Origin of the sequence: Thiosulfatihalobacter marinus, from assembly GCF_016019955.1 — a bacterium.
In the GTDB taxonomy this organism is placed as follows: domain Bacteria; phylum Pseudomonadota; class Alphaproteobacteria; order Rhodobacterales; family Rhodobacteraceae; genus Shimia; species Shimia marinus_A.
Genome location: NZ_JAECRZ010000001.1, coordinates 336,433 through 360,359 on the forward strand (window position 1 = coordinate 336,433; position 23,927 = coordinate 360,359).

At 62.6% G+C, this 23,927-nt stretch carries 23 protein-coding genes; 12 read left to right on the forward strand and 11 right to left on the reverse strand.

Going from position 1 to position 23,927, the window contains the following annotated elements:
- Positions 1-7 precede the first annotated feature (7 nt).
- From queA to lpdA, 4 genes are all read left to right on the forward strand, one after another.
- Positions 8-1,054, forward strand: coding sequence for a tRNA preQ1(34) S-adenosylmethionine ribosyltransferase-isomerase QueA (gene queA / locus I3253_RS01640; protein ID WP_197915876.1), 1,047 nt, complete (start codon positions 8-10; stop codon positions 1,052-1,054).
- A 176-nt stretch (positions 1,055-1,230) separates the two neighbouring features.
- Complete coding sequence (locus I3253_RS01645; RefSeq protein WP_197915877.1) at positions 1,231-2,490, forward strand: MFS transporter; 1,260 nt, start codon at positions 1,231-1,233, stop codon at positions 2,488-2,490.
- Between the two features lie 113 nt (positions 2,491-2,603).
- Positions 2,604-3,185, forward strand: coding sequence for a DUF924 family protein (locus tag I3253_RS01650; protein ID WP_197915878.1), 582 nt, complete (start codon positions 2,604-2,606; stop codon positions 3,183-3,185).
- A 279-nt stretch (positions 3,186-3,464) separates the two neighbouring features.
- The gene (gene lpdA / locus I3253_RS01655) at positions 3,465-4,859 is read left to right on the forward strand and encodes a dihydrolipoyl dehydrogenase (RefSeq protein WP_197915879.1); all 1,395 of its coding nucleotides are present in this window, start codon (positions 3,465-3,467) and stop codon (positions 4,857-4,859) included.
- A 16-nt stretch (positions 4,860-4,875) separates the two neighbouring features.
- Here the strand turns inward: lpdA and I3253_RS01660 are convergent, their stop codons facing one another.
- Positions 4,876-5,202, reverse strand: coding sequence for a rhodanese-like domain-containing protein (locus I3253_RS01660; protein ID WP_232272102.1), 327 nt, complete (start codon positions 5,200-5,202; stop codon positions 4,876-4,878).
- Between the two features lie 388 nt (positions 5,203-5,590).
- Between I3253_RS01660 and uvrA the strand changes: the two genes are divergently transcribed.
- Positions 5,591-8,461, forward strand: a complete 2,871-nt coding sequence (gene uvrA / locus I3253_RS01665) for an excinuclease ABC subunit UvrA (protein ID WP_197915881.1) — start codon at positions 5,591-5,593, stop codon at positions 8,459-8,461.
- 57 nt (positions 8,462-8,518) lie between these two features.
- Here uvrA and mmsB read toward each other — a convergent pair whose 3' ends face one another.
- The 6 genes from mmsB to I3253_RS01695 all read right to left on the reverse strand — a co-directional run bounded on the left by mmsB (position 8,519) and on the right by I3253_RS01695 (position 14,904).
- Positions 8,519-9,391 (reverse strand): 3-hydroxyisobutyrate dehydrogenase, encoded by an 873-nt coding sequence (gene mmsB, locus I3253_RS01670; RefSeq protein WP_197915882.1) that lies wholly within the window; start codon positions 9,389-9,391, stop codon positions 8,519-8,521.
- Positions 9,392-9,394: 3 nt separating this feature from the next.
- On the reverse strand, positions 9,395-10,435 hold the full coding sequence (locus I3253_RS01675) for an enoyl-CoA hydratase/isomerase family protein (protein WP_197915883.1): 1,041 nt from the start codon (positions 10,433-10,435) through the stop codon (positions 9,395-9,397).
- Positions 10,432-11,577 carry an acyl-CoA dehydrogenase family protein gene (locus I3253_RS01680; RefSeq protein ID WP_197915884.1) on the reverse strand — a complete coding sequence of 382 codons (1,146 nt, stop codon included), beginning with the start codon at positions 11,575-11,577 and terminating at the stop codon, positions 10,432-10,434. Before I3253_RS01680 ends, I3253_RS01675 begins: the two co-directional genes overlap by 4 nt.
- A 97-nt stretch (positions 11,578-11,674) precedes the next feature.
- Complete coding sequence (locus I3253_RS01685) at positions 11,675-12,808, reverse strand: carboxylate-amine ligase (RefSeq protein WP_197915885.1); 1,134 nt, start codon at positions 12,806-12,808, stop codon at positions 11,675-11,677.
- Between the two features lie 97 nt (positions 12,809-12,905).
- The gene (locus tag I3253_RS01690; RefSeq protein WP_197915886.1) at positions 12,906-13,325 is read right to left on the reverse strand and encodes a hypothetical protein; all 420 of its coding nucleotides are present in this window, start codon (positions 13,323-13,325) and stop codon (positions 12,906-12,908) included.
- A gap of 79 nt (positions 13,326-13,404) precedes the next feature.
- Positions 13,405-14,904, reverse strand: a complete 1,500-nt coding sequence (locus I3253_RS01695) for a CoA-acylating methylmalonate-semialdehyde dehydrogenase (protein WP_197915887.1) — start codon at positions 14,902-14,904, stop codon at positions 13,405-13,407.
- Positions 14,905-15,004: 100 nt separating this feature from the next.
- Here I3253_RS01695 and I3253_RS01700 point away from each other — a divergent pair, with 100 nt between their 5' ends.
- The 4 genes from I3253_RS01700 (at position 15,005) to I3253_RS01715 (ending at position 18,274) form a co-directional block, all read left to right on the forward strand.
- Complete coding sequence (locus I3253_RS01700; protein WP_197915888.1) at positions 15,005-15,901, forward strand: LysR family transcriptional regulator; 897 nt, start codon at positions 15,005-15,007, stop codon at positions 15,899-15,901.
- 61 nt (positions 15,902-15,962) lie between these two features.
- Positions 15,963-16,397, forward strand: coding sequence for a CBS domain-containing protein (locus I3253_RS01705; RefSeq protein ID WP_197915889.1), 435 nt, complete (start codon positions 15,963-15,965; stop codon positions 16,395-16,397).
- Positions 16,398-16,503: 106 nt separating this feature from the next.
- Positions 16,504-17,001: a pantetheine-phosphate adenylyltransferase gene (coaD, locus tag I3253_RS01710; RefSeq protein ID WP_197915890.1), complete on the forward strand. Its 498-nt coding sequence runs from the start codon at positions 16,504-16,506 to the stop codon at positions 16,999-17,001.
- A gap of 316 nt (positions 17,002-17,317) precedes the next feature.
- Positions 17,318-18,274, forward strand: a complete 957-nt coding sequence (locus tag I3253_RS01715; protein WP_197915891.1) for a DUF808 domain-containing protein — start codon at positions 17,318-17,320, stop codon at positions 18,272-18,274.
- 4 nt (positions 18,275-18,278) lie between these two features.
- Here the strand turns inward: I3253_RS01715 and I3253_RS01720 are convergent, their stop codons facing one another.
- A complete protein-coding gene (locus tag I3253_RS01720) occupies positions 18,279-19,037 on the reverse strand; it encodes a lysophospholipid acyltransferase family protein (RefSeq protein WP_197915892.1) in 759 nt (252 codons plus the stop codon).
- A gap of 203 nt (positions 19,038-19,240) precedes the next feature.
- Positions 19,241-21,259: a transketolase gene (tkt, locus tag I3253_RS01725; protein ID WP_197915893.1), complete on the reverse strand. Its 2,019-nt coding sequence runs from the start codon at positions 21,257-21,259 to the stop codon at positions 19,241-19,243.
- 235 nt (positions 21,260-21,494) lie between these two features.
- Here tkt and I3253_RS01730 point away from each other — a divergent pair, with 235 nt between their 5' ends.
- The 3 genes from I3253_RS01730 to I3253_RS01740 all read left to right on the forward strand — a co-directional run bounded on the left by I3253_RS01730 (position 21,495) and on the right by I3253_RS01740 (position 22,983).
- Complete coding sequence (locus I3253_RS01730; protein ID WP_197915894.1) at positions 21,495-22,166, forward strand: hypothetical protein; 672 nt, start codon at positions 21,495-21,497, stop codon at positions 22,164-22,166.
- Positions 22,166-22,561, forward strand: coding sequence for a cell division protein ZapA (locus tag I3253_RS01735; protein WP_197915895.1), 396 nt, complete (start codon positions 22,166-22,168; stop codon positions 22,559-22,561). The genes I3253_RS01730 and I3253_RS01735 overlap by 1 nt, the downstream gene beginning before the upstream one ends.
- Before the next feature lie 155 nt (positions 22,562-22,716).
- On the forward strand, positions 22,717-22,983 hold the full coding sequence (locus I3253_RS01740; RefSeq protein WP_197915896.1) for a cytochrome b/b6 domain-containing protein: 267 nt from the start codon (positions 22,717-22,719) through the stop codon (positions 22,981-22,983).
- A 66-nt stretch (positions 22,984-23,049) separates the two neighbouring features.
- On the opposite strand, the gene grxD is transcribed toward I3253_RS01740, so the two are convergent.
- Together grxD and I3253_RS01750 are read right to left on the reverse strand one after the other, a co-directional pair.
- Positions 23,050-23,412 (reverse strand): Grx4 family monothiol glutaredoxin, encoded by a 363-nt coding sequence (gene grxD, locus I3253_RS01745; protein WP_197915897.1) that lies wholly within the window; start codon positions 23,410-23,412, stop codon positions 23,050-23,052.
- Between the two features lie 232 nt (positions 23,413-23,644).
- On the reverse strand, positions 23,645-23,881 hold the full coding sequence (locus I3253_RS01750) for a BolA/IbaG family iron-sulfur metabolism protein (RefSeq protein ID WP_197915898.1): 237 nt from the start codon (positions 23,879-23,881) through the stop codon (positions 23,645-23,647).
- Positions 23,882-23,927 lie beyond the last annotated feature (46 nt).

A 23,927-nucleotide genomic window follows, 5' to 3' on the forward strand; every position in this document is an offset into this window, starting at 1 on the left:
GCCTCTGATGCAGCTTTCCGATTTCGATTTCGATCTGCCCGACGACCTGATTGCCACCCGTCCCGCAGAGCCACGCAGCAGCGCGCGCCTGCTGGTGGCCGGGCCGGACCGGATTACCGATGCGCATGTGACCGATCTGGTGGACTGGCTGCGCCCGGGCGACCGGTTGGTTCTGAACGACACAAGGGTGATCCCGGCGCGGCTTGCGGGCTATCGTGCGCGGTCAGGGCCCGGGGGCGAGACCCGGGCGCGGATCGAGGTGACGCTTTTGGAGCCGCGCGCCGGCGGGCGCTGGGCGGCGCTGGTCAAACCGCTCAAGAAGATCCGCGACGGCGAACGGATTGTCTTTGGCGCCGGTCTGACGGCGGTTCTGGAGGCGCGCGAAGCCGGGCAGGGCGTGCTGGCGTTCGATCTGGAGGGGGCGGATTTCGATGCGGCGCTGGCCGAGGCCGGCGCGATGCCGCTGCCGCCTTATATCGCCGCAAAACGCGCGGCGGATGACCGCGACAAGACCGATTACCAGACTGTCTGGGCGCGCCATTCCGGCGCGGTTGCGGCGCCCACGGCCTCGTTGCATTTCGACGCACCGTTGCTGGCGATGCTGGCGGAACGGGGGGTGGCATTTACCCATGTCACGCTGCATGTGGGCGCGGGCACGTTCCTGCCGGTCAAGGTGGAGAATGTCAAAGAGCACAGGATGCACGCCGAATGGGGCCGCGTGACGCCGCAGGCGGCAGCGGAAATCGCCGGGACGCGCGCGGCTGGCGGGCGGGTGATTCCGGTGGGCACGACCGCGCTGCGCCTGATCGAGAGCGCGGCGGCCGGCGGGGCGATCGCGCCCTGGGAAGGCCCGACCGACATTTTCATCTACCCGGGGTACAAATTCCGGGTGACGGATGCCCTGATGACCAATTTCCACCTGCCGAAATCGACGCTGATGATGCTGGTTTCGGCGCTGATGGGCCAGGATCGGGTGCGCGAGATCTATGGTCATGCCGTGCGTGCGCGGTACCGATTCTTTTCCTATGGGGATGCCTCGCTGCTGATTCCGTGAGGGTACCGGAATGCGACACGCATTCCGGCCCGCAAAAGGCGCCTTTTGCGGGCGTTTTCCTTGCGGTAAGACGCCATCCTGGCACGAGGGCGTAAACCTGCCTGTCTTTGCCGCAAACGGACTGGCAGGGAAGATCATGGTTTCGCATTCAGGGAGAAACGTGCGAAAGTCCTGAAATGTTTCATTTTCTGAAAAGTGCCTGGGCCCTTTTGTTGGGCATGATGTTGTTGATGGTCGGCAATGGGATGCAGGGCACGTTGCTTGGTATTCGCGGCGAGATCGAGGGGTTTTCGACCTACGAAATGTCGTTCGTGATGTCGGCCTATTTCGTGGGTTTCCTGGGCGGGTCGCGTCTGGCTCCTGAAATGATCCGCAGGGTTGGCCATGTGCGGGTTTTCGCGGCGTTGGCCAGTTTCATTTCGGCGGTGCTGATCCTGTACCCGACGCTGGCGGAACCCTGGGCCTGGGTGCTGGGGCGGGTGTTGATCGGGTTCTGTTTCTCGGGCGTGTATGTGACGGCGGAAAGCTGGCTGAACAATGCGGCCACGAACGAGAGCCGCGGACAGGCGCTGTCGTTGTACATGATGGTGCAGATGATCGGCATCGTGTCGGCACAGGGGCTGTTGATGGTGGCGGACCCGTCGGGATATGTCCTGTTTGTGATCCCGTCGGTTCTGGTGTCGATTTCCTTTGCACCGATCCTCTTGTCGATTTCGCCCACACCGGCCTTTGAAACAACCAAACCCATGAGCCTGCGCGAACTGTATCATATTTCGCCTTTGGGCATGGTGGGCATGGTGCTGCTGGGCGGGATCTTTGCGGCGCAGTTCGGCATGTCGGCGGTCTATGCGAGCAAGGCCGGGCTGAGCCTGCGCGAATTGGCGATTTTCGTGGCCAGCTTTTACGTGGGTGCTACGGTATTCCAATACCCGCTGGGCTGGATTTCCGACCGGATGGATCGACGTGTGTTGATCATGTTCGTCGCCGTGGGCGGCGGCGCGGGCGCGGTGATCGGCTGGATATTCGGGGACAGCTATCCGATGTTGCTGTTGGCGGCAGTGATCGTCGGGGGCACGACCAACCCGCTATATTCCCTGCTGATCGCCCATACGAATGACTTTCTGGAGACCGACGACATGGCCGCGGCCTCGGGCGGGCTGGTGTTCGTGAACGGGCTTGGCGCGATTGCGGGGCCGGTGGCGACCGGTTGGATGATGGAGGTCTTCGGACCACCGGGCTATTTCGGGTTCCTGACGTTGATCCTGGTGGCGACGGGCGGCTATGCGGCCTATCGCACGACGCGGCGGGCCTCGCCATCGGTCGAGGACACCAGCGTCTACGCACCCGTCATGCCCACGGCGTCGCCCGTCGCGGTAGAGGTGGCCCAGGAATACGCCATCGAAACGCAACAGGAAGAAGAGGAAGGACAACAGTGACTTATGTGTCCTTTTGTTGTAATTTGTTACTGTGGAAATAGATCAATTTGAGTGTAACCTTTTTGAATGAAGCGCCTCCCGGGGGGGAGTTTTGAAACGAGGAGATTGGGGCAATGGTGGGGCCCGATGAAATTCTTGAGTTCTGGCTGGACGAGGTAGGTCCATCCGGGTGGTATGACGTTTCAGAGGAACTGGATCAGACGATCCGCGACCGGTTCGAAGAGACTTGGGACCGTGCGCAAGAGGGAAGTTTCGCCCAGTGGCTGACCTATCCCAGCGGCGCGCTGGCCTATATAGTGTTGAACGATCAGTTCTCCCGCAACATGTTCCGGGGCAGCCACAAGGCGTTTCGGTCGGACCGGCTGGCGCTGGCGGTGGCCAAGATTGCCATCGACAAGGCGTGGGATACGAAGATCGACGAACCGGCACGGCAGTTTTTCTACATGCCGCTGATGCATTCGGAAAACCTGTGCGATCAGGAACGGTGCATTCGCATGTTCCTGGAGCGGATGCCCGAAAGCGGCGCCGGCAATCTGCTTCATGCGCGGGCGCATCGCGAAATTATCCGCAGGTTTGGCCGTTTCCCCTATCGCAACGCCGCGTTGGCGCGCAGTTCCACCCAGCCGGAAATCGCCTATGTGGCGGATGGCGGCTATGGCGAGACCGTGCGCGAATTGCAGGCGGCGGCGGGCTGATCAGCCCCTGGGCAGATCCGGGGAAACCGGTTCCGACGGCGCGGTGCAGCCGCGCAGCCGATAGATTCCGTTCATGATGCGGGTGGACGATTGGTTGATGGCCACGGTCATCAGCCGGTCCGGGGTTTGCGCGGGCAGGCTGAGTCCGGGATGGGGCGGGCGCCTTGAAACAGCCGGAGAATGCCAGGGAAATGGTGGCCTGACACCCGGATTCTGGCGCGTTGCGGGGTCGGGAGAGTTCCACTAGGCTCGGGAAAAATGCGTTGGAGGAGGGATGCCATGGCGGCGCAAGGCTTTGACATGATCGTGATCGGGGCGGGGCCGGGGGGCTATGTCGCGGCGATCCGGGGTGCCCAGCTGGGGCTGAAGGTTGCGATTGTCGAGCGCGAGCATATGGGGGGTATCTGCCTGAACTGGGGCTGTATTCCGACCAAGGCGCTGTTGCGCAGTTCGGAGGTGTTTCATCTGATGGAGCGGGCCGGGGAGTTTGGCCTGAAGGCCGAGAAGATCGGCTATGATCTGGACGCGGTGGTGAAACGGTCGCGCGGGGTGGCCAAACAGCTTAACGCCGGCATCGGGCACCTGATGAAAAAGAACAAGGTCACGGTGTTCATGGGCGAGGCCACGCTGCCCGCCAGGGGCAAGGTGCAGGTCAAGACCGACAAGGGCAGCGAAGATCTCAGCGCCCGGCATATCGTTCTGGCGACCGGCGCGCGGGCACGCGAATTGCCGGGGCTGGAGGCGGATGGCAAGCGGGTGTGGACCTACAAGCACGCGCTGGTGCCGCCGCATATGCCGCAAAAGCTGCTGGTGATCGGGTCTGGTGCTATCGGGATCGAGTTCGCGAGTTTTTACAACACGTTGGGCGCGGACACGACGGTTGTGGAAGTGATGGACCGTATTCTGCCGGTGGAGGATGCCGAGATCAGCGCCTTTGCCCGCAAGGCGTTTCAGAAACAGGGCATGACGATCATGGAAAAGGCCATGGTCAGGCAGCTTGACCGCGGCAAGGACAAGGTGACGGCCCATATCGAGACTGGCGGCAAGGTGACGAAGGCCGAATTTGACACGGTGATTTCCGCTGTCGGGATCGTTGGCAATGTCGAGGGGCTGGGGTTGGAAAATCTGGGCGTGAAGGTGGAGCGGACGCATGTGGTGACGGATGAGTTTTGCCGCACCGGCGTGGACGGGCTGTTTGCCATTGGTGATATCGCGGGCGCGCCCTGGCTGGCGCACAAGGCAAGCCATGAAGGCGTGATGGTGGCCGAGTTGATCGCAGGCAGGAAGGTGCATCCGGTCAGGCCCGAAAGCATCGCGGGCTGCACCTATTGTCATCCGCAGGTGGCGTCGGTGGGCTATAGCGAGGCCAGGGCCAGAGAGCTGGGCCATGACATCAAGGTTGGCCGCTTTCCGTTCATCGGCAATGGCAAGGCGATTGCGCTGGGCGAGCCGGAGGGGCTGGTCAAGACGGTGTTTGACGCCAAGACCGGCGCGTTGCTGGGCGCGCATATGGTGGGCGCCGAAGTAACGGAGATGATCCAGGGCTATGTGATCGGGCGGCAGTTGGAAACCACGGAAGAAGACCTGATGAACACGGTCTTTCCGCATCCCACGCTGAGCGAAATGATGCATGAAAGCGTGCTGGACGCGTTCGGCCGCGTGATCCACATGTAGGGGTGCGAGCGGGAGGTCAGGCGGGCTCGATCGCGCCGCCGGCCTGCACCCAATGGCCCAGACCGCCGATATTGTGCAAGTCGCCATAGCCCAGTTGTTGCAACAGGCCGAGCGCGGTTTGCGAGCGCCCGCCGGAGGCGCAATAAAGCGCGATCGGCCCGGTCTGGCGGAACGCGTCGTCAAAATCGGGATGGCGCGGATCGGCCATGTCACGCAGGCGCGACAGCGGGACATGGATGGCGCCTTTGGCCTTGCCGGTCATGGCAACCTCGGCCCGTTCGCGCACATCGATCAGGGTCAGGTTTCTGTCATTGGCCGCCGCAACCGCCTCGGTGGGGGACATGCCGGTTCTGGGTCTTTTTCGAAACGGGAACATGGGCTTTCCGGTAATTTTACGGTGAGTCAATTTATATTCCAAAAACAGAATGCAAATCCAGAAAAAACATCACGCATCCGGGCGTGAGGTAGGGTGGCCGGGAACGTGCGGGGCATCTTCGCCCACGTCCGGCGGTGGCCGCGCGTTCGGGATTTTGGGGAGGCACAGCGGAGCGCGCAGAACATTTTGATCCTATGGTCAATGCCGGGCGTAATTTTGGGCAGCGAATTCAAGGCGGTGCAACCGCAGGCAATATCCACCGGCGGCGGGTCATCAATGTTCCCTTTATGTTCGCGATTTTGGGTTGGCACGGCGGTCGTGCTGACTTATGTCTAAAGCGTTAACGGGGGCTTTCATGGCTGAGCTGAAACATATCGAGGTCCGCGGCGCGCGCGAACATAATCTCAAATCCATCGACGTGGACATTCCGCGCGATCAGCTGGTGGTGATCACCGGCCTGTCGGGATCGGGCAAGTCCTCGCTGGCATTCGATACGATCTATGCCGAGGGGCAGCGGCGCTATGTCGAAAGCCTGTCGGCCTATGCGCGCCAATTCCTGGACATGATGGAAAAGCCGGATGTGGACCATATCAGTGGCCTGTCCCCGGCGATTTCGATCGAGCAGAAGACGACCAGCAAGAACCCGCGTTCGACCGTGGGCACGGTGACAGAGATCTACGATTACCTGCGCCTGCTGTTTGCCCGTGTCGGCACCCCCTACAGCCCGGCGACAGGCTTGCCGATCGAGGCCCAGCAGGTCCAGGACATGGTGGATCGCATCATGGCGATGCAAGAGGGCACGCGCGCCTATCTGCTGGCCCCCATCGTGCGCGACCGCAAGGGCGAATACCGCAAGGAATTTCTGGAATTGCGCAAACAGGGATTCCAGCGGGTCAAGGTGGACGGGGCGTTCTTTGAGCTGGACGAACCGCCGACGCTGGACAAGAAATTCCGGCACGATATCGACGTGGTGGTGGACCGGATCGTGGTGCGCGACGGGCTGCAAACCCGGCTGGCGGACAGTTTGCGCACCGCGCTGGATCTGGCCGACGGCATTGCCGTTCTGGAAACCGCGCCCCGGGACGATGACCCGCAGCGCATCACATTTTCCGAAAACTTTGCCTGCCCGGAGTCTGGTTTCACCATTTCCGAGATCGAGCCGCGCCTGTTTTCCTTTAACGCGCCGTTTGGGGCCTGCCCGGATTGTGACGGGCTGGGGATGGAGCTTTTCTTTGACGAACGGCTGGTGGTGCCGGACCAGACGCTGAAAGTGTATGACGGTGCCCTGGCGCCGTGGCGCAAGGGAAAATCGCCCTATTTCCTGCAAACCATCGAGGCGATTGCCAGCCATTACCAGTTTGACAAGAATACCCCGTGGAAAAACCTTCCCGAGAAGGTGCAGAAAGTGTTCCTGTATGGATCGGGCGAAGAGGAAATTGCCTTTCGCTATGACGAGGGCGGGCGGGTGTATCAGGTGACTCGCGTGTTCGAGGGTGTCATTCCGAACATGGAGCGGCGCTATCGCGAGACCGATTCAAACTGGATCCGCGAGGAATTCGAACGCTACCAGAACAACCGTCCATGCCACACCTGCCGCGGCCACCGGCTGCGCGAAGAGGCACTGGCGGTGAAGATCGGGCACCCGGACGCGCTGCGCCATGTCGGGCATGTGGTGCAGATGTCGATCCGCGAGGCGCTGGAGTGGATCGACGATGTGCCCAACCAACTGACGCCGCAGCGACAAGAGATCGCGCGGGCCATTGTCAAGGAAATCCGCGAACGGCTGGGATTCCTGAATAATGTGGGATTGGAATACCTTACGCTGTCCCGTTCAAGTGGTACCCTGTCAGGGGGCGAAAGCCAGCGTATCCGCCTGGCCAGCCAGATCGGATCGGGTTTGACCGGGGTTCTTTATGTGCTGGACGAGCCCTCTATCGGGCTGCACCAGCGTGACAATGGCCGTCTGTTGACCACGTTGAAGAACCTGCGCGACCAGGGCAATACCGTGATCGTGGTAGAGCATGACGAAGAGGCGATCCGCGAGGCCGACTATGTGTTCGATATCGGTCCCGGCGCCGGGGTGCATGGCGGACAGGTTGTGTCCAGAGGCCGGCCCGAGGAAATCGCCGCCGATCCGGCCTCGATGACGGGCCAGTACCTGTCGGGCCAGCGCGAGATTGCCGTGCCCGCTGTGCGGCGTGCGGGCAATGGCAAATCGGTGAGCGTGGTCAATGCCACGGGCAACAACCTGCGCGGGGTGACGGCGGAATTCCCGTTGGGCAAATTTGTCTGTGTGACCGGCGTGTCGGGCGGGGGCAAATCCACGCTGACCATAGAAACCCTGTTCAAGACCGCCTCGATGCGGCTGAACGGTGCGCGCCAGACACCTGCACCTTGCGAAACCATCAAGGGGCTGGAGCATCTGGACAAGGTGATCGACATCGACCAGCGCCCGATCGGGCGCACGCCACGATCCAACCCGGCCACCTATACCGGGGCCTTTACCCCGATCCGCGACTGGTTTGCCGGTCTGCCCGAGGCCAAGGCGCGCGGCTACAAGCCGGGCCGGTTTTCGTTCAACGTCAAAGGGGGGCGCTGTGAGGCCTGCCAGGGCGACGGTGTGATCAAGATCGAGATGCATTTCCTGCCGGATGTCTATGTGGAATGCGAGACCTGCAAGGGCGCGCGGTACAATCGCGAAACTTTGGAAATTCGCTTTAAGGGCAAAAGTATAGCCGACGTTCTTGATATGACGGTTGAGGAGGCGCAGGCGTTTTTCAAGGCGGTTCCGTCAATCCGGGACAAGATGGATGCGCTGGCGCGTGTGGGGCTTGGCTATATCAAGGTGGGCCAGCAGGCGACGACACTGTCGGGCGGCGAGGCGCAGCGTGTGAAGCTGTCCAAGGAGCTGGCCAAGCGATCCACCGGGCGCACGCTATATATCCTGGACGAGCCGACAACGGGGCTGCATTTCGAGGATGTGCGCAAGCTGCTGGAGGTGCTGCACGAGCTGGTGGAGCAGGGCAACACCGTGGTGGTGATCGAACACAATCTGGACGTGGTGAAAACCGCCGACCACATCATCGATATCGGTCCCGAAGGCGGCGACGGCGGGGGCGAAATTGTCGCCGTGGGCACGCCCGAAGAGGTGGCCGAGGTGACGAACAGCCATACCGGGCATTATCTCAAGGAAATGCTGGACGGGCGCAAGGTGGCGGCGGAGTGACAGCGCAGGCCGCGGCGCCCCCGACCGGGACCTGGCCGGGCCGGGTGTGACATGCCTCTAGCCGCGTGCGCGTTTCTCAAACCGGGGCAGCATGGCCGAGAAATCGGTGCCCAGCCCGTCTTCGGATTCGACGAATTGTTCATATAGCGCGGCGGCCATCTTGCCCATGGGCGTGTCGGCATCCGCGCTTTCGGCGGCCTGTTGGGACAGGCGCAGATCCTTGAGCATCAGTTCCGAGGCAAAGCCGGGTTTATAGCCATTGTCGGCCGGGGATTGAGGGCCAACGCCGGGGGCGGGGCAATAGGCGTTCATCGTCCAGGAATAGCCCGAGGAGGTGGAGACCACATCGAACATTTTCTGGCGGTCCAGGCCCAGCTTGTCCGCCAGCGCAAAGGCTTCGCAGGTGGCGATCATGGTGACGCCCAGGATCATGTTGTTACAGATCTTGGCCGCCTGACCGGCGCCGGACTCGCCGCAATGCACGGCTTTCTGGCCCATGATCTCAAACAGCGGTTCGGCCTTGGCAAAGGCCTCGGCGCTGCCGCCGGCCATGAAGGTCAGCGTGCCAGCGGCCGCGCCACCGATGCCGCCGGATACGGGTGCGTCGACGGCCAGAAGACCAGCTTCGGCTGCCTGTTGCGCAACCGCGCGGGCGCTGTCGACATCCACGGTCGAGCAATCGACCAGCGCGGCGCCCTTGGACATGGCCGGGATCACTTCGTTGGCCACGGCACGCAGGATCGCGCCGTTGGGCAGCATGGTGATGACCACGTCGGCCCCGGCGGCGGCCTTGGCGCCGGAGGCGGCCATGGTCACGCCGTCAATGGCCACGTCTGCCATGTCGAACCCGGTCACGTCATGGCCCGCCCTGGCGAGGTTGGCGGCCATTGGCGCGCCCATATTGCCCAGTCCGATAAATCCGATCTTCATGGCTTAGTCTCCCTTTTCAAAACTCAGTTTCGCGCCCCCGAGCGGCATCAGCATCTTTGTCACCTCGATTTGGGACATGTCCTCAAGCTGATGCTTCCATTGCGGGTTGCGGTCCTTGTCGATGATTTGTGCGCGGATGCCTTCGAGGAAATCGCCATGCTCCATGGCGCGGTGGGTAAAGCGGTATTCCTGATCCAGCGCAAAGCGAATGTCGTTGCGCACCCGTACGCGGTGAATGATCTCCAGCGCGCAGCCCATCGAAAGGGGGGAATTGCGCGACAGCTTCTTGAGCGCGTCGCGGGCAAAATCGCTGTTGGCGGCCTTGAGGGCATTCAGGATGTCGCGCAGGGTTTCGCCGCCGAAACTGGCATCGATCTCGTGGGCCTGTTCGGCGACGGGGCCGGGGGCGACCCATGCGCTGGCGGTGTCGATCAACGACCAGTCGCCGGTGTCTTCAAGCTGCGCGATCAGCGCCGGCCACGTGTCTTCGGGGATGTAGTAGTCGGCAAACCCCGCGTGAATGGCATCGCCCGCGTTCATCCGCGCCGCCGTCAGGCCCAGGTATTCCCCAAGCCGTCCGGGCGCATTGGCAAGGATGTAAGATCCGCCCACATCCGGCACCAGCCCGATCCCGCATTCCGGCATGGCGATCTGGCTGCTGTCGCCGACCACGCGATGGCTGCCGTGACAGCCCACGCCCACGCCGCCGCCCATGGTAAAGCCCTGCATGAAGGCGGCCACCGGTTTGGGGAAGGTGAACATCTTGGCATTCATGCGGTATTCGTCGGCCCAAAAGGTCTGGCCATAGGCAAAATCGCCTTTGGTGCCGGTGTCGTAAAGTTCGGCGATGTCGCCGCCCGCGCAGAACGCCTTGTCGCCCTCTGCGTCAATGACCAGCATCTTCACGTCATCGTCGCTTTGCCAGGCATCGAGCGCGTCCTCGATGGCCAGGCACATCCGGTAGGACATGGCGTTGAGCGCCCTGGGCCGGGTGAAGGTGATGCGCCCGGTCTTGCCGGCCTTGCGGATATGGATGTCGCTCATGCCGCGTCCGCGATCAGCTGGCGCGAGATGATCAGGCGCATGATTTCATTGGTGCCCTCCAGGATCTGATGCACGCGCAGATCACGCACGATTTTTTCGATGCCGTAATCGGCAAGATAGCCATAGCCGCCATGCAGTTGCAGGCAGCCATTGGCCACCTCAAAGGCGCTGTCCGTCACCATCAGCTTGGCCATGGCGCAGAATTTCGAGGCATCATGCGCGCCATTGTCCAGCTTCCATGCGGCCTGGCGCAGGAAGGTGCGCGAGGCCTGCAACCTGGTCTCGAACTCGGCCAGCTTGAATTGCAGCGCCTGGAACTGGTTGATGGGTTTGCCGAACGCCTTGCGCTCGGACATGTATTGCAAGGTCAGGTCCAGCGCCTTTTGCGCGCCGCCAAGGGCGGAGGCGGCGATGTTCAGACGACCGCCATCCAGCCCGGCCATGGCATAGACAAAGCCCTTGCCCTCTTCGCCGATCAGGTTGTCGGCGGGAACCTTGCAATCGTCGAACTGAACCTGTGCGGTGGGTTGCGCCAGCCACCCCATTTTCTTTTCCAGCGCGCCGAACGACAGGCCGTCGGCGCCGTCCTCGACCACCAATGCGGAAATGCCCCTGGGGCCATCGTCGCCGGTGCGCACCATGGTGACATAGGCATCCGAGTAACCGCCGCCCGAGATGAACGCCTTGGTGCCGTTCAGCACATAGCCGTCATTGCTGCGTTCGGCGCGGGTTTTCAGCGCGGCGGCATCCGAGCCGGAACCGGGTTCCGTCAGGCAGTAGGAAAACACCCTGGACATGGTGCACAGATCGGGAAGCCATTTCTGCCTGGTCTCTTCGGAGCCGAACTTGTCGATCATGCCGCCGCACATATTGTGGATCGACAGGAACGAGCCAACTGCGGGGCAGGACATGGCAAGGGCCTCGAATACGAGCGTCGCGTCCAGTCGCGAGAGACCGGAGCCGCCAAAGTCCTCGGACACGTAGATGCCGCCCAGCCCCAGTTCGGCAATCCGTGGCCACAGCTCTTTCGGGATGGTTCCGGCGGCTTCCCATTCCTGCGCGTAAGGGGCGATGTTGTCTTCGCCAAAGCCTTTGGCCATGTCAAAGATCAGCGTCTGTTCCTCGGTCAGTGCGAAATCCATCGGGCGCCTCCCAGCAAGGTTAAATGAACGTGCGTTTAATAATACAAAGCTTGCAGGAATATGTCAGGCCGAATTTTTGCAAAACGTCTTGCAAAAATCACAGATCGGCGTGGAATTCCTCGGTCAGGTGTCTGACCACCGCGCGCAGGGCCTGATCGGGTGTGCTGCCTGCCTGCAAGGCGTCGGCATGGACCGCGCGCTGCCGGTCGGCGCTGGTACCGGTTTGCAGAATTGTCAGAGCGTGTTCGATTTCCGGAAGGCTTTGCAGCGCGTCGGCGTCTTGACCCACCAGTTCGATCAGCTCTTGCAAAAGCGTGTCAAAGGGCAGGATTTCGCGCTGGCCCCAATCGATCAACCCTTCGGAAATGCCATACCGCTGCGCGCGCCAGCGGTTTTCCTCGATCAGGAAGCGATCGTAAAGCCGCCAGCGTTGGTTGCGCGAGGCCAGCCGCCACAGCATCCGGCACAGCGCCTGTGTCAGCGCGGCGATGGTCAGTGTGGTTTCCAAAAGAGGGGACACGTCGCAGATGCGGCTTTCGATGGTGGGAAAGCGCGAGGACGGGCGCAGATCCCACCAGATTTTCGAGGAATCCTCGATCACGCCGACGCGGGTCATGGCCTGAACCGAGCGTTCATAGGTCGACCAGCTGTCCATCTGGGGCGGGATGCCGGTGCGGGGCAGGTTGTCGAATACGGTAAGCCGGTAGCAGGCAAGCCCGGTATCCTGTCCCTGCCAGAACGGCGAGGAGCAACTGAGCGCCAGAAGATGGGGCAGGAAATAGCGCATCTGGTTCATCACGTCGATGCGCAGATCAGGGTTATCGATCCCCACATGCACATGTTGACCGCAGATCAGCATACGCCGCACCACCCCGCCCAGATCGTCGCGCAGGGCGTTGTAGCGTTGCTTGTTGGTGTGATGCTGGTCGCGCCAGTCGGAAAACGGGTGGCACGAGGCGGCGATGGGCGCGAGATTGAAGCGCGCGGCCTCTTCGGCGACGGCGCTGCGCAGGCGGCGCAAATCCTCTCGGGCCTGGCCAATGGTGCCGCAGACCCGCGAGCCGATCTCGATCTGGCAGTTGAGATATTCGGGCGCCACCTGGTTTTCGAGCCGGACCTTGCAGGCCTCCATCAGGCCTTCGGGCGCGGGCGCCAGATCAAAGCTGTCCTTGTCGACAAGAAGATATTCTTCCTCGACCCCGATGGTGAAATCCGGTTCCTTCAGTGCCATGATCGCCCTCCGCCCTGGCCGTTGGGCAAGTTGAACAGCAAACCCCCGCGTTTTCAAGAAGTTCCGCCGGGCCGACGGCGCGGGCAAGGGCCGCGCGTCAGCCGACCACGGTGGTTGCGGCCGACAATTCGGACGGATCGATGGCCAGTACCTCGCAGGCCTGCGCCAGGCTGGGCAGGACCAGCGGCACGACGGCGTGAAGGTTGTTCCACGACCGCAAAGCCGCCATTGCCATGGATTGTGTCACGTCATCGGGTGCGACAAAAATCAGGTGAACCGGGGTCTTTCCACCCAGGAATGCTTCCGTCTGGTGGGCCTGCAATTCCATGATGCGGGAAAAATCGCGTTCATAGTCGCGAACCTCGGTCAGATCGATCAGCTGTGACTGGTGCGGCCGGAAATCCGGATGCCGTGTGTAATTGTCGAATTCGGCAAAGGTTTCTCGCAGGTCAACTTGGCCGCTGAAACGAACATAAGCCAGGCTGTGGGTAGGGAGAATTCGAAATGTGACGGGCATTTTGGCTTTGGCGGTGGACAATGGAAAACGGGCGACCCGCGGGGCCGCCCATTTCCAATCTCATATTCTGATCTTTGGATCAATCCATCGGCTTGAAGTTGAACTCGCCACCTTCCTTGATGCCCGAGGGCCAGCGCGATGTGATCGTCTTGGTGCGCGTGTAGAATTTGAACGCATCCGGGCCGTGCTGGTTCAGGTCGCCAAAGGCGGATTTCTTCCAGCCGCCAAAGGTGTGATAGGCCAGCGGCACCGGGATCGGGACATTTACGCCGACCATGCCGATATTGATCCGGTTGGCGAAATCGCGCGCGGCATCGCCATCGCGGGTAAAGATTGCGGTGCCATTGCCGTATTCGTGATTCATGGCAAGGCCAAGCGCCTCTTCGTAGCTTTGGGCGCGCACGGTGGACAGCACGGGACCGAAGATTTCCTTTTTGTAGATGTCCATGTCCGGGGTCACGTTGTCAAAGAGGTGCGGACCGACAAAAAAGCCGTCCTCATAACCTTGCAGGTTGAAATCGCGGCCATCGACCACCAGCTTGGCGCCCTGTTCGATACCGGTCTCGACCAGACGCAGGATGTTTTCCTTCGCGGCAGCGGTCACAACCGGGCCATAATCCACGTCATCGCCTGCGGTGTAGGGGCCGACCTTGAGTTTTTCGATGCGCGGCACCAGCTTTTCAATCAGGCGGTCGGCGGTTTCGTCGCCCACCGGAACAGCCACCGAGATCGCCATGCAGCGTTCGCCCGCCGCGCCATAGCCGGCCCCGACAAGCGCGTCGGCGGCCTGATCCATATCGGCATCGGGCATGATGATCATGTGGTTCTTTGCGCCGCCGAAACACTGTACCCGTTTGCCCTGGGCACAGCCGGTGCCGTAGATATATTCGGCAATCGGGGTCGAGCCGACAAAGCCGACAGACTGGATGATCGGATCATACAGGATTGCGTCCACGGCTTCCTTGTCGCCGTTCACAACCTGGATGATACCCTTGGGCAGACCGGCCTCTTCCAGCAGTTCTGCCAGCATCAGCGGTACGGAAGGATCGCGCTCGGAGGGCTTGAGGATGAAGGCGTTGCCGCAGGCGATGGCGGGGGCAAACATCCACATCGGAATCATGGCGGGGAAGTTGAACGGGGTGATGCCGGCGGTCACGCCAAGCGCCTGGCGCATCGAGTAGATATCAATGCCGGGGCCGGCGCTGTCGGTGTATTCACCCTTGAGCATCTGCGGCGCACCGATGCAGTATTCCACCACTTCCAGGCCACGTTGCACGTCGCCCTTGGCATCGGGGAATGTCTTGCCGTGTTCGCGGCTGAGCGCCTCGGCCAGCTTGTCCATGTCGCGGTTCAGCAAGTCGACGAATTTCATCAGCACGCGGGCGCGGCGCTGGGGATTGACGGCGGCCCATGCGGGCTGGGCGGCGGCGGCGATGGCCACGGCCTGGGCCATTTCCTCTTTCGAGGCGAGCGGGCATCTGGCCTGCACTTCGCCGGTGGCGGGGTTGAAAACGTCGGAAAAACGGCCCGACGTGCCTTTGACATGCGCGCCGTTGATATAGTGGGTCAGTTCTTGCATGAGATCCTCCATCCAGGTTCGGCGCGAGAATAGACTTGCAAAAATCCCTTGAAAAGAGACATGTTTTCAAAACGGCATTGCAAAAATGCAGGATAGGGGCATGAAAACCAATTGGGACGATCTGAAAGTCTTTCTTGCCGTGGCGCGCGAAGAGAGCCTGTCCGCCGCCGGGCGGCAGTTGTCCGTGGATCCGGCGACGGTGGGGCGGCGGGTGGCGCGGCTGGAGGCGGCCTATGGGATGGCGCTGTTTGCCAAATCGCCCACCGGGTATGCTTTGACCGATGCGGGGCAGCGGCTGATGGGCCATGCGGTGCGCATGGAGCAATCGCTGGAGGAAGCCTCGGAAGAGATGATGGGGCAAAGCTCTGGCCTGTCGGGACAAATCCGGATCGGCGCGCCGGACGGGGCGGCCAATTACCTTTTGCCCCAGGTTTGCGCGAAAATCGCCGAGGACAATCCCGACCTGGAAATACAGATCGTGGCATTGCCGCGCGTGGTGAGCCTGTCGCGGCGCGAGGCCGATCTGGTGGTGGCGGTCAGCGCGCCGACGGCGGGGCGGCTGACGGTGCAGAAGATCACCGATTACCGGCTGCACCTTGCGGCGGCGCGGTGGTATCTGAAGCAGCATCCGCCCATCCAAACGCTGGACGATCTGCGCGATCACATGGTGGTGGGCTATATCCCCGACATGATTTTTGACAAGGAACTGGACTATTTGCACGAAACCGGGGTGGAGCGGGTGCGGCTTGCGTCGAACTCGGCCTCGGTGCAGTTCAACTGGGTTCGGCGCGGGGCGGGGATCGGGATCGTGCATGATTTTGCCATACCGTCAGCCAAGGCGATTCAAAAGGTTTTGCCCGATCATATATCGCTCTCACGCAGCTTTTATCTGATCCGTCACGCGGACGATCGGCGGCTGGAACGAATGAACCGGTTTTCCGAGGCTTTGTGCGACGGGCTGCGTCAGGAGGTCGCCAGACTGGAAGCGCAATCTTGACAAGACCGATTCTTGCGGCAACGCTTGATTTTAAGGAACATTTTTACCGGAGGTCCGCCACATGCTTGTTCACCAGATTCTCAAGTCCAAAGGGTCGGAAGGGGTTTTGACAGTCAAACCCGGCACGCTTGTGTCGGAGGCGGCGAAGATTTTGGCGGAGAAGGGGATCGGGACCGTGGTGGTTTCGGAAGATGGCACCGTGCCGGCGGGCATCCTGTCGGAGCGGGATATCGTTCGGGAACTGGCACGTACCGGTGTGGGCTGTATGGCGGAACGGGTGGACGCCTACATGACCACCGAGCTTGTCACCTGCGCCCGCAATGACGACGCGGTCAATGTGTTGGAAAAGATGACCGCCGGGCGGTTCCGGCACATGCCGGTGATGGAAGACGGCAAGCTGGTGGGCCTTGTTTCACTGGGCGATGCGGTCAAGGCGCGGCTGAGCGAGCTGGCGATGGAAAAGGACGCGCTGGAAGGCATGATCATGGGGCACTGAGGCCCCGCCGGCTGCCGACACACAGGACAACCCAGGGGCGGATCGGCTCTTGCAATCGGGTGCGCAATATTGTTGCGTGCGTTCAGGCCAGATGCGGAGAACTGACATGCGGACAGCGCTTTACCCGGGCACGTTTGACCCGATCACCCTGGGACATATCGACATTATCCAGCGCGCGTCGGTGTTGGTGGACCGGCTGGTGATCGGGGTTGCGATCAACCGGGACAAGGGCCCGCTGTTTTCGCTGGAGGAGCGGGTGGCGATGATCGAGGCGGAATGTGCCAAATTGTCCGAACAGACCGGCACCGAGATCGTGGCGCATCCGTTCGAGAACCTTCTGATCGATTGTGCCAAGGATGTGGGCGCCCGGATCATTGTGCGCGGGCTTCGTGCGGTGACGGATTTTGAATATGAATATCAGATGGTTGGCATGAACCGGGCGCTGGATGCGAGCATCGAGACCGTGTTTCTTATGGCCGATCTGAAACACCAGGCGATCGCCAGCAAGCTGGTCAAGGAGATCGCGCGGCTGGATGGGGATGTATCGAAATTCGTCACGCCGCCGGTGCGCGAGGCGTTGATTGCGCGGTTGGGCGAGCGGTGAGGCCGTTCTGAGCGGGCCCTGTGGGCGCGCGGGTGGAATTTGAGTATTTTTGGCAAAATGAAGACAGGGGACGGGGGCGGATTTCCACGGTCCGCGCCCTGAGCGACGAATCGGTAGTTAACGATCTGGAATCGTTGGAAAATACCGGGTCGGCGTTGCGTCGGTATCGCGTCGGTATCGCGTTGGTGGCGCGGGCGTGGTTTCGGGGGATTACCGTGGCGTGCGTTGCGCGGGCCGGGTGCCGGGCGATGGGCCTTGCATGGCGCGGGCGGGCGCGTCAGGTTGGCGGGGCAACAGGACAGACGAGGGGCGCGGCATGAGCGGGTTGCTGGCATTGCTGGATGACGTGGCGGGGATCGCCAAGGTGGCGGCGGCCTCGGTGGACGACGTGGCGGCGCAGGCGGCCAAGGCCGGGGCCAAGGCGGCGGGGGCGGTGATCGACGACGCGGCGGTGACGCCGAAATATCTTCAGGGGTTTTCGGCGTCGCGCGAATTGCCGATCATCTGGCGGATTGCCAGGGGATCGTTCAAGAACAAGCTGCTTTACCTGTTGCCGGTGGGGTTGTTGCTGGCCAATTTCGCGCCCTGGGCGATTTCGCCGCTGTTGATGCTGGGCGGGGCCTATCTGTGTTTCGAGGGGGCGGAGAAGGTCTGGCATGTGATGCGGCCGCATGACGAGGTGCAGGTTTTCAAGGAGGACGTACCGGGCGATCCGGCGCATTTGGAGGAACAGAAGGCGGCCGGGGCGATCAAGACGGATTTCATCCTGTCCGCCGAGATCATGACCATTGCGCTGGCGGCGATCCCGGACAGCAATATCTGGATGGAGGCGGCGACGCTGGCCACCGTGGGGATTGGCATAACGGTGGCGGTGTATGGCAGTGTTGCGCTGATCGTGAAGGCGGATGATTTCGGCCTGTTTCTGTATGCCAATGGCCGATTGGGTGCGACGCGCTGGTTCGGGCGTATGCTGGTGCGCTTGATGCCGGGGTTCATGAAGGTGCTGACCATCGTGGGAACGGCGGCGATGCTGTGGGTGGGTGGCTCGATCGTATTGCACGGGCTGGACGAGCTGGGCTTTGGCGGGTTGAGCCGGCAGATTTACGACTGGGCCTCGGGCGCGGGCCAGGCCGCACCCGCCGCCTGGGCCGGGATCGTGAAATGGGTTGCCAGGGCGGCGATGGACGGGGTGTTCGGGGTGGCGCTGGGGCTGGGGCTGATCCCTTTGGTGACCAAGGGTATCGCGCCGCTGATCGCGCGGTTGAAATCCTGACAGGTCAGGCGCGCGGAACGGGGCCGGTTCGGGATGTGGCGCGGTCGTAGGTGCGGACCATGGCCGCGCGCAGATCCGTCAGCGCCGCGTCGGTGCAGGTGGCGGTGCAGGTGGGGATGTCCATCTGGTCCAGCACGTCGATGCGGATGGTGCCCTTGCGGGGGAAGATGCGGCCGCGTGGCAGCAGCGTATCAGAGCCCGAGATGACGATGGGCCGAATGGCGCGCCCGGTGGATCGGGCGATCAGTACGCAGCCGGCCTTGAACGGGGCCAGCCCGGAGTGACGGGCGCGGGTGCCTTCGACAAACAGGATGGCCGAGCGGCGGGCGGGCATGTCCGCGACGGCGGCGGTGAGCGACTCCAGTGCGTTGCGGCCCTGGGCGCGGTCGATTTCCAGCAGGCCGGCGCCCTGAAAGCCGCGTTTGAGCAGGGCGGCATCGCATAATTCCTTCTTGGCGCCGAAAGTAACCCATTTTTCCGCCGGGATCACGTGCAACAGGCTGAACCCGTCCAGGTGGCTGCGGTGATTGACGGCGATGATCGAGTTGGTATCGCAGGCAAGTTTGGCGCGGTCCGCCTCGGAAATCTCGACCCGGACGCTGAGCAGCCACAAAAGCCAGGAACAGCTGCGCGAGACCGTGCGCCAGAACCAGCCGCGAAATCCGGGGCGGTGGCCGCACAGCACCGGGACAAAGGCGACAAACAGGAAGACGGCAGGGCCGATCAGGACGAGCAGCGCCCGCTTGGCAAAAACAGTGATCATTGGCGGTATCCCTGACCCGTGGCGCTGCTGGCGCGCGGTGCCGGAGAGGAGCGGCGGGGGCGGGACAACCGTGCCTGTTTACACGGGAATGGCGGGAATGCCACGGGTCATTTGACCCCCGGGTCAGCGGCGTGGGGCGCCGGGAAAGACAAAGGGGCGCCCGGATGGACGCCCCCTTGGGAAAATTGGCGGGTTGGCGCGGGTCAGAGCAGCGCCTTGACCTTGTCCACCACGTTGGCGGCGGTGATGCCGAATTTTTCGAACAGCTCGCCAGCCGGGGCGGAGGCGCCGAAACGGTCCATGCCGACAAAATCGGATTTGCCGGGGCGGGCGCGTTCGCCCAGCAGCCACTGATCCCAGCCCTGACGCATGGCGGCCTCGATGCCGACGCGCACGGCCGCGCCCGCGGGCAGCACCTTGCGGCGGTACGCCTCGTCCTGTTCGGCAAACAGTTCCATGCAGGGCATGGAGACCACGCGGGTGCCGATGCCGTCGGCCTCCAGCCGGGCCTTGGCCTGCATCGCGAGCGACACTTCGGAGCCGGTGGCGATCAGGATGGCCTGACGTTTGCCTGTCGCCTCGGCCAGCACATAGGCGCCGCGCGCGGTGAGGTTGGCGTTCCTGGCCTCGGTGCGCACGGTGGGCAGGTTCTGACGGGTCAGGGCCAGCACCGAGGGCGTTTGCCTGGACGACAGCGCGATTTCCCAGGCCTCGGCGGTTTCGGCGGTGTCGGCGGGGCGGAACACATAGGTGTTCGGGGTGGCGCGGCAGATCGCCAGATGTTCGACCGGCTGGTGGGTGGGGCCGTCTTCGCCCACGCCGATGCTGTCATGGGTCATGACGAACACGGTGGGGATTTTCATCAGGGCGGCCAGGCGCATGGAGGGGCGCGCATAGTCGGTGAAGCAGAAGAACGTGCCGCCATAGGGGCGCATCCCGCCATGCAGGGCCATGCCGTTCATGGCGGCGGCCATGCCGTGTTCGCGGATGCCCCAATAGACGTAGCGGCCCTTGCGGTTGTCGGTGTCAAACACCCCGAGATCGGCCGTCAGTGTATTGTTGGAGCCGGTGAGGTCAGCCGAGCCGCCCACGGTTTCGGGCATGATCGGGTTGATCACCGAGAGCGCCATTTCGCTGGATTTGCGGGTGGCGACGGATGGTTTTTCCTCGGCCACCTGCTTTTTCAGCGCCTTGACCACGGCGGACAGTTTTTTCGGGGCGTCCAGCGCGTAGGCGCGGGTGAAGCGGTCTTGTTTCTGCCTGGAGGCTTCGGCAAAGCGGGCCTCCCATTCGGCGCGGGCGGAGGCGCCGCGGGTGCCGATGGCTTCCCACTGGGCCTTGATGTCGGCGGGCACCTCGAAGGGGCCGCCGGGCCAGCCATAGAGCGCCTTGGCGGCGGCGAGCTGATCGGCATCGGTGAGGGCGCCGTGGCCCTTGGACGTGTCCTGTGCGGCGTGGCCGATGGCGATATGGGTCTTGCAGGCGATCATCGACGGCTTCCTGGCCTTCCTGGCGGCGGTGAGCGCGGCGTCGATCGCTTGCGCGTCGTGGCCGTCGATTTCCTGGACATGCCAGCCCGACGCCTTGAAGCGCATCACCTGGTTGGTGCGGTCCGACAGTTCGACGGTGCCGTCGATGGTGATGTTGTTGTTGTCCCAGAGCACGATCAGCTTGCCCAGCTGGTGGCGCCCGGCCAGGGTGATCGCCTCCTGGCTGATACCTTCCATCAGGCAGCCGTCACCGGCGATGACATAGGTGTGGTGATCCACCAGTTTGCGGCCATATTGGGCGCGCTGCATTTCCTCGGCCATGGCAAAGCCGACGGCATTGGCGATGCCCTGACCCAGCGGGCCGGTGGTGGTTTCCACGGCGTCCAGCAGGAAGTTTTCCGGGTGCCCGGCGGTCAGCGCGCCCATCTGGCGGAAGTTCCTGACCTGGTCCAGCGTGACCTGTTTGTCGCCCATGAGATAAAGCAGCGAATAGATCAGCATCGAGCCGTGGCCCGCCGACAGGATAAAGCGGTCGCGGTCGGGCCATTGCGGATTGGCCACGTCGAATTTCATGTGTTTTTCAAACAGCACGGTAGCCACGTCAGCCATGCCCATCGGCATACCGGAATGGCCCGAATTGGCCGCGGCGACCGCGTCCAGCGTCAGGGCGCGGATGGCGGTGGCCTTCATCCAGTGGGTGGGGTTCTTTTCACGCAGGGCGGCGATATCCACGGGCGTCGATCCTTTGGTTGGAAAATCGGGGTCGGGTGCTCAATACCAGCCTTGGGGCGAAGATCAAGCCGTGTGCCAAGTGGTTGATGTATATGGGGGCGCATTTTCCCCGGCCATTGGCTAATATCGGGCAAAGCCTTTCGGGCCGCGATTCGCGGTGCCTTCATGACGGGGCCGTGACGGGGCGCAGCGCGATGCGGTTGGGGGGGCAAAAAAGGAACGAGGAACGAGGCATATGAGTGACATCAGCGATCTTGAAAACAGGATCAGCGCCGCGATGGACCGGATCGGTCGCGGGTTGGAGGCGCTGGGACAGGCGCCGGAAGGCGATGGCGAAGACAACGCCGAGGCGGAACGGCTGGAGCGGGCGCTGGAAGACGAGAAGCTGGCCGGGCAGCAGCTTGAAGAGCGGGTGCGCGCGCTGACCGGGAAGCTGGAAACGCTGGAGACGGAGCTGGCCGGGGTCAGGGACGAGGCCGCGGCGGCGCAAGCGGCCAGGGCCGAGGCCGAAACCGCGCTTGAGATGGCCGCCGATGCGCGGGACGCGGCACAGGCGGCGCTGAGCGAGGCGCGCAATGCGGCCGCCGAGGCGGCGCCGGCGGCCTCGGACGAGGAACTGGCTGCGGTGCGTCAGGAAATGAGCGAACTGGCCGGGCGGCTGCGCCGGATGCGGCGGCTGACCAAGAACTTGCGCGAGAACAATCAGCGCCTGCGTGAGGCCGCCGAGAAGGGCGTGGTCGATCCCGAGCTGATCAACGCGTCGTTGAAAGGCGAGCTGGAGCAATTGCAGGCGCTGCGCGAAACCGAGCTGGTGCAGACCGATGCGATCCTGGCAGGTCTGCGCCCGATGCTGTCCGGTGTCGCGCCGGTGGACGAAACAGACTCTGAACCGTTGGGGGATGGATGATGCCTGAGGTGGAAATCGAAATCGGTGGCCGCGTCTTTGAAGTGGCCTGTCAGGATGGCGAACAGCATTTCCTGCAAACCGCCGCCAAAATGCTGGATAACGAGGCCCAGGTTCTGACCAGCCAGACAGGGCGCATACCCGAGGCGCGGATGTTGTTGATGGCGGGGCTGATGCTGGCGGACAGGACGGGCGGTGTGGAAGACAAGCTGCGCGATCTGGAAGCGCGGCTGGCCGAGCGGGAGGCGGAACTGGAGGCGTTGCGCAGCGCGCCCGCGCCCGAGCCGCAGAAGATCGAAGTGCCCACGATCCCGGCGGAAGTGAGTGAGACCCTGGCCGAACTGGCCGCGCGCGCCGAGGCATTGGCGGCGGAAATCGAGGAAAAGACCGGCGGCTGAAGGCCGGGGCGGTCGGCGTATCGATAAATCAAGTTTTTGAAGGAAAGAGGGCCGGGCCGCGGGGTGGCGGCCCTTTTTTGATGCCGCGTGACGGAAAGACGCGCGTCCTGCGTAGAACAGGCATTCCATGACGGAAATTTGCAGGAGGCGAAGAAATGAAGGCCGCGATGACAGGGTATGACAGGGTCAACCGGGTAAACCATTGGGTGCTGGCGGCACTGATGATCGGGATGCTGATCATGGGGGTCTATGTTTTCAGGGTGTTGCCGGCCGGTCCGGGCAAGGGCGCGCTGGTGGGGGTGCACAAATCGCTTGGGGTTCTGGTTCTTGTTCTGGCGCTGGTGCTGCATGTCCTGGGGGCGATGAAACATGCGCTGTATGATCGGGACGGGACCATGGCGCGGATGGTCCCAAGGCTGTGAGCTGACAGTACAATGCCCCGGCGGATGCGCCGGGGCGGCGTTTTCCGATGCGGAAAACGGCCCGGATCAGCCGTTGGCGTCGCGAATGCGGTCGGCGGCGTCCTTGTCAAAGGTCACACCGTTTTCGGCAAACAGTGTGTCCAGTTCGCCCGACAGCGTCATCTCGGTGATGATGTCGCAGCCGCCCACGAATTCGCCCTTGACGTAAAGCTGGGGAATGGTGGGCCAGTCGGAATAATCCTTGATCCCCTGGCGGATATCTTCGTCGGCCAGCACGTTTACATCGGCGAAATCGACGCCCATGTAATTCAGCACGCCGGCCACGCGCGAGGAAAAGCCGCATTGCGGCATGTCCTTGGTGCCCTTCATATAGAGCACCACGTCATTGGCTTTCACGGTTTCGTCGATGCGGGTTTTGGCGTCGCTCATCCTGAGAGTCCTTTTTTGTGCTTTTGCGCCTTGGATCGGCGCGGCCTGTCCTGGAGCATGTCCTGAAGCAGGCTGGTATCGGTTGCGAATTGTCCCGGCGCTCTTTGAGAGATCCTGTCGGGCCGGGACCGGGCGAGGGGGCGTCTTGTCTGGCCCCTGACATAGGCTTCGATCCCGGCGGCGGCAAGCAGCAACAGGAAAAGCGCGCCGCCTATCAGGAGCGGGGCGGTCATCAGTCGGGGGCCTTGGTGGTCAGGCCAAGGGCGTGGATTTCGCCGCTGGGCCCGTCCAGCTTGCCCTTGAGCGCGGCCATGACGGCGCGCTGTTGCTGGACACGGTTCTTGCCGCGAAAGCTTTCGTCGATGACTTCGGCGGAGAAATGCACACCGTCGTCGCCGACCACGGTGATCCGGGCATCGGGGAAACTTTGGCGGATCATGGCCTCGATATCGGAAGCGAGAATGGTCATTGGGTATATCCCTTCCTGTTTCTTGCCCTAGATTTAGGCGCGCGGT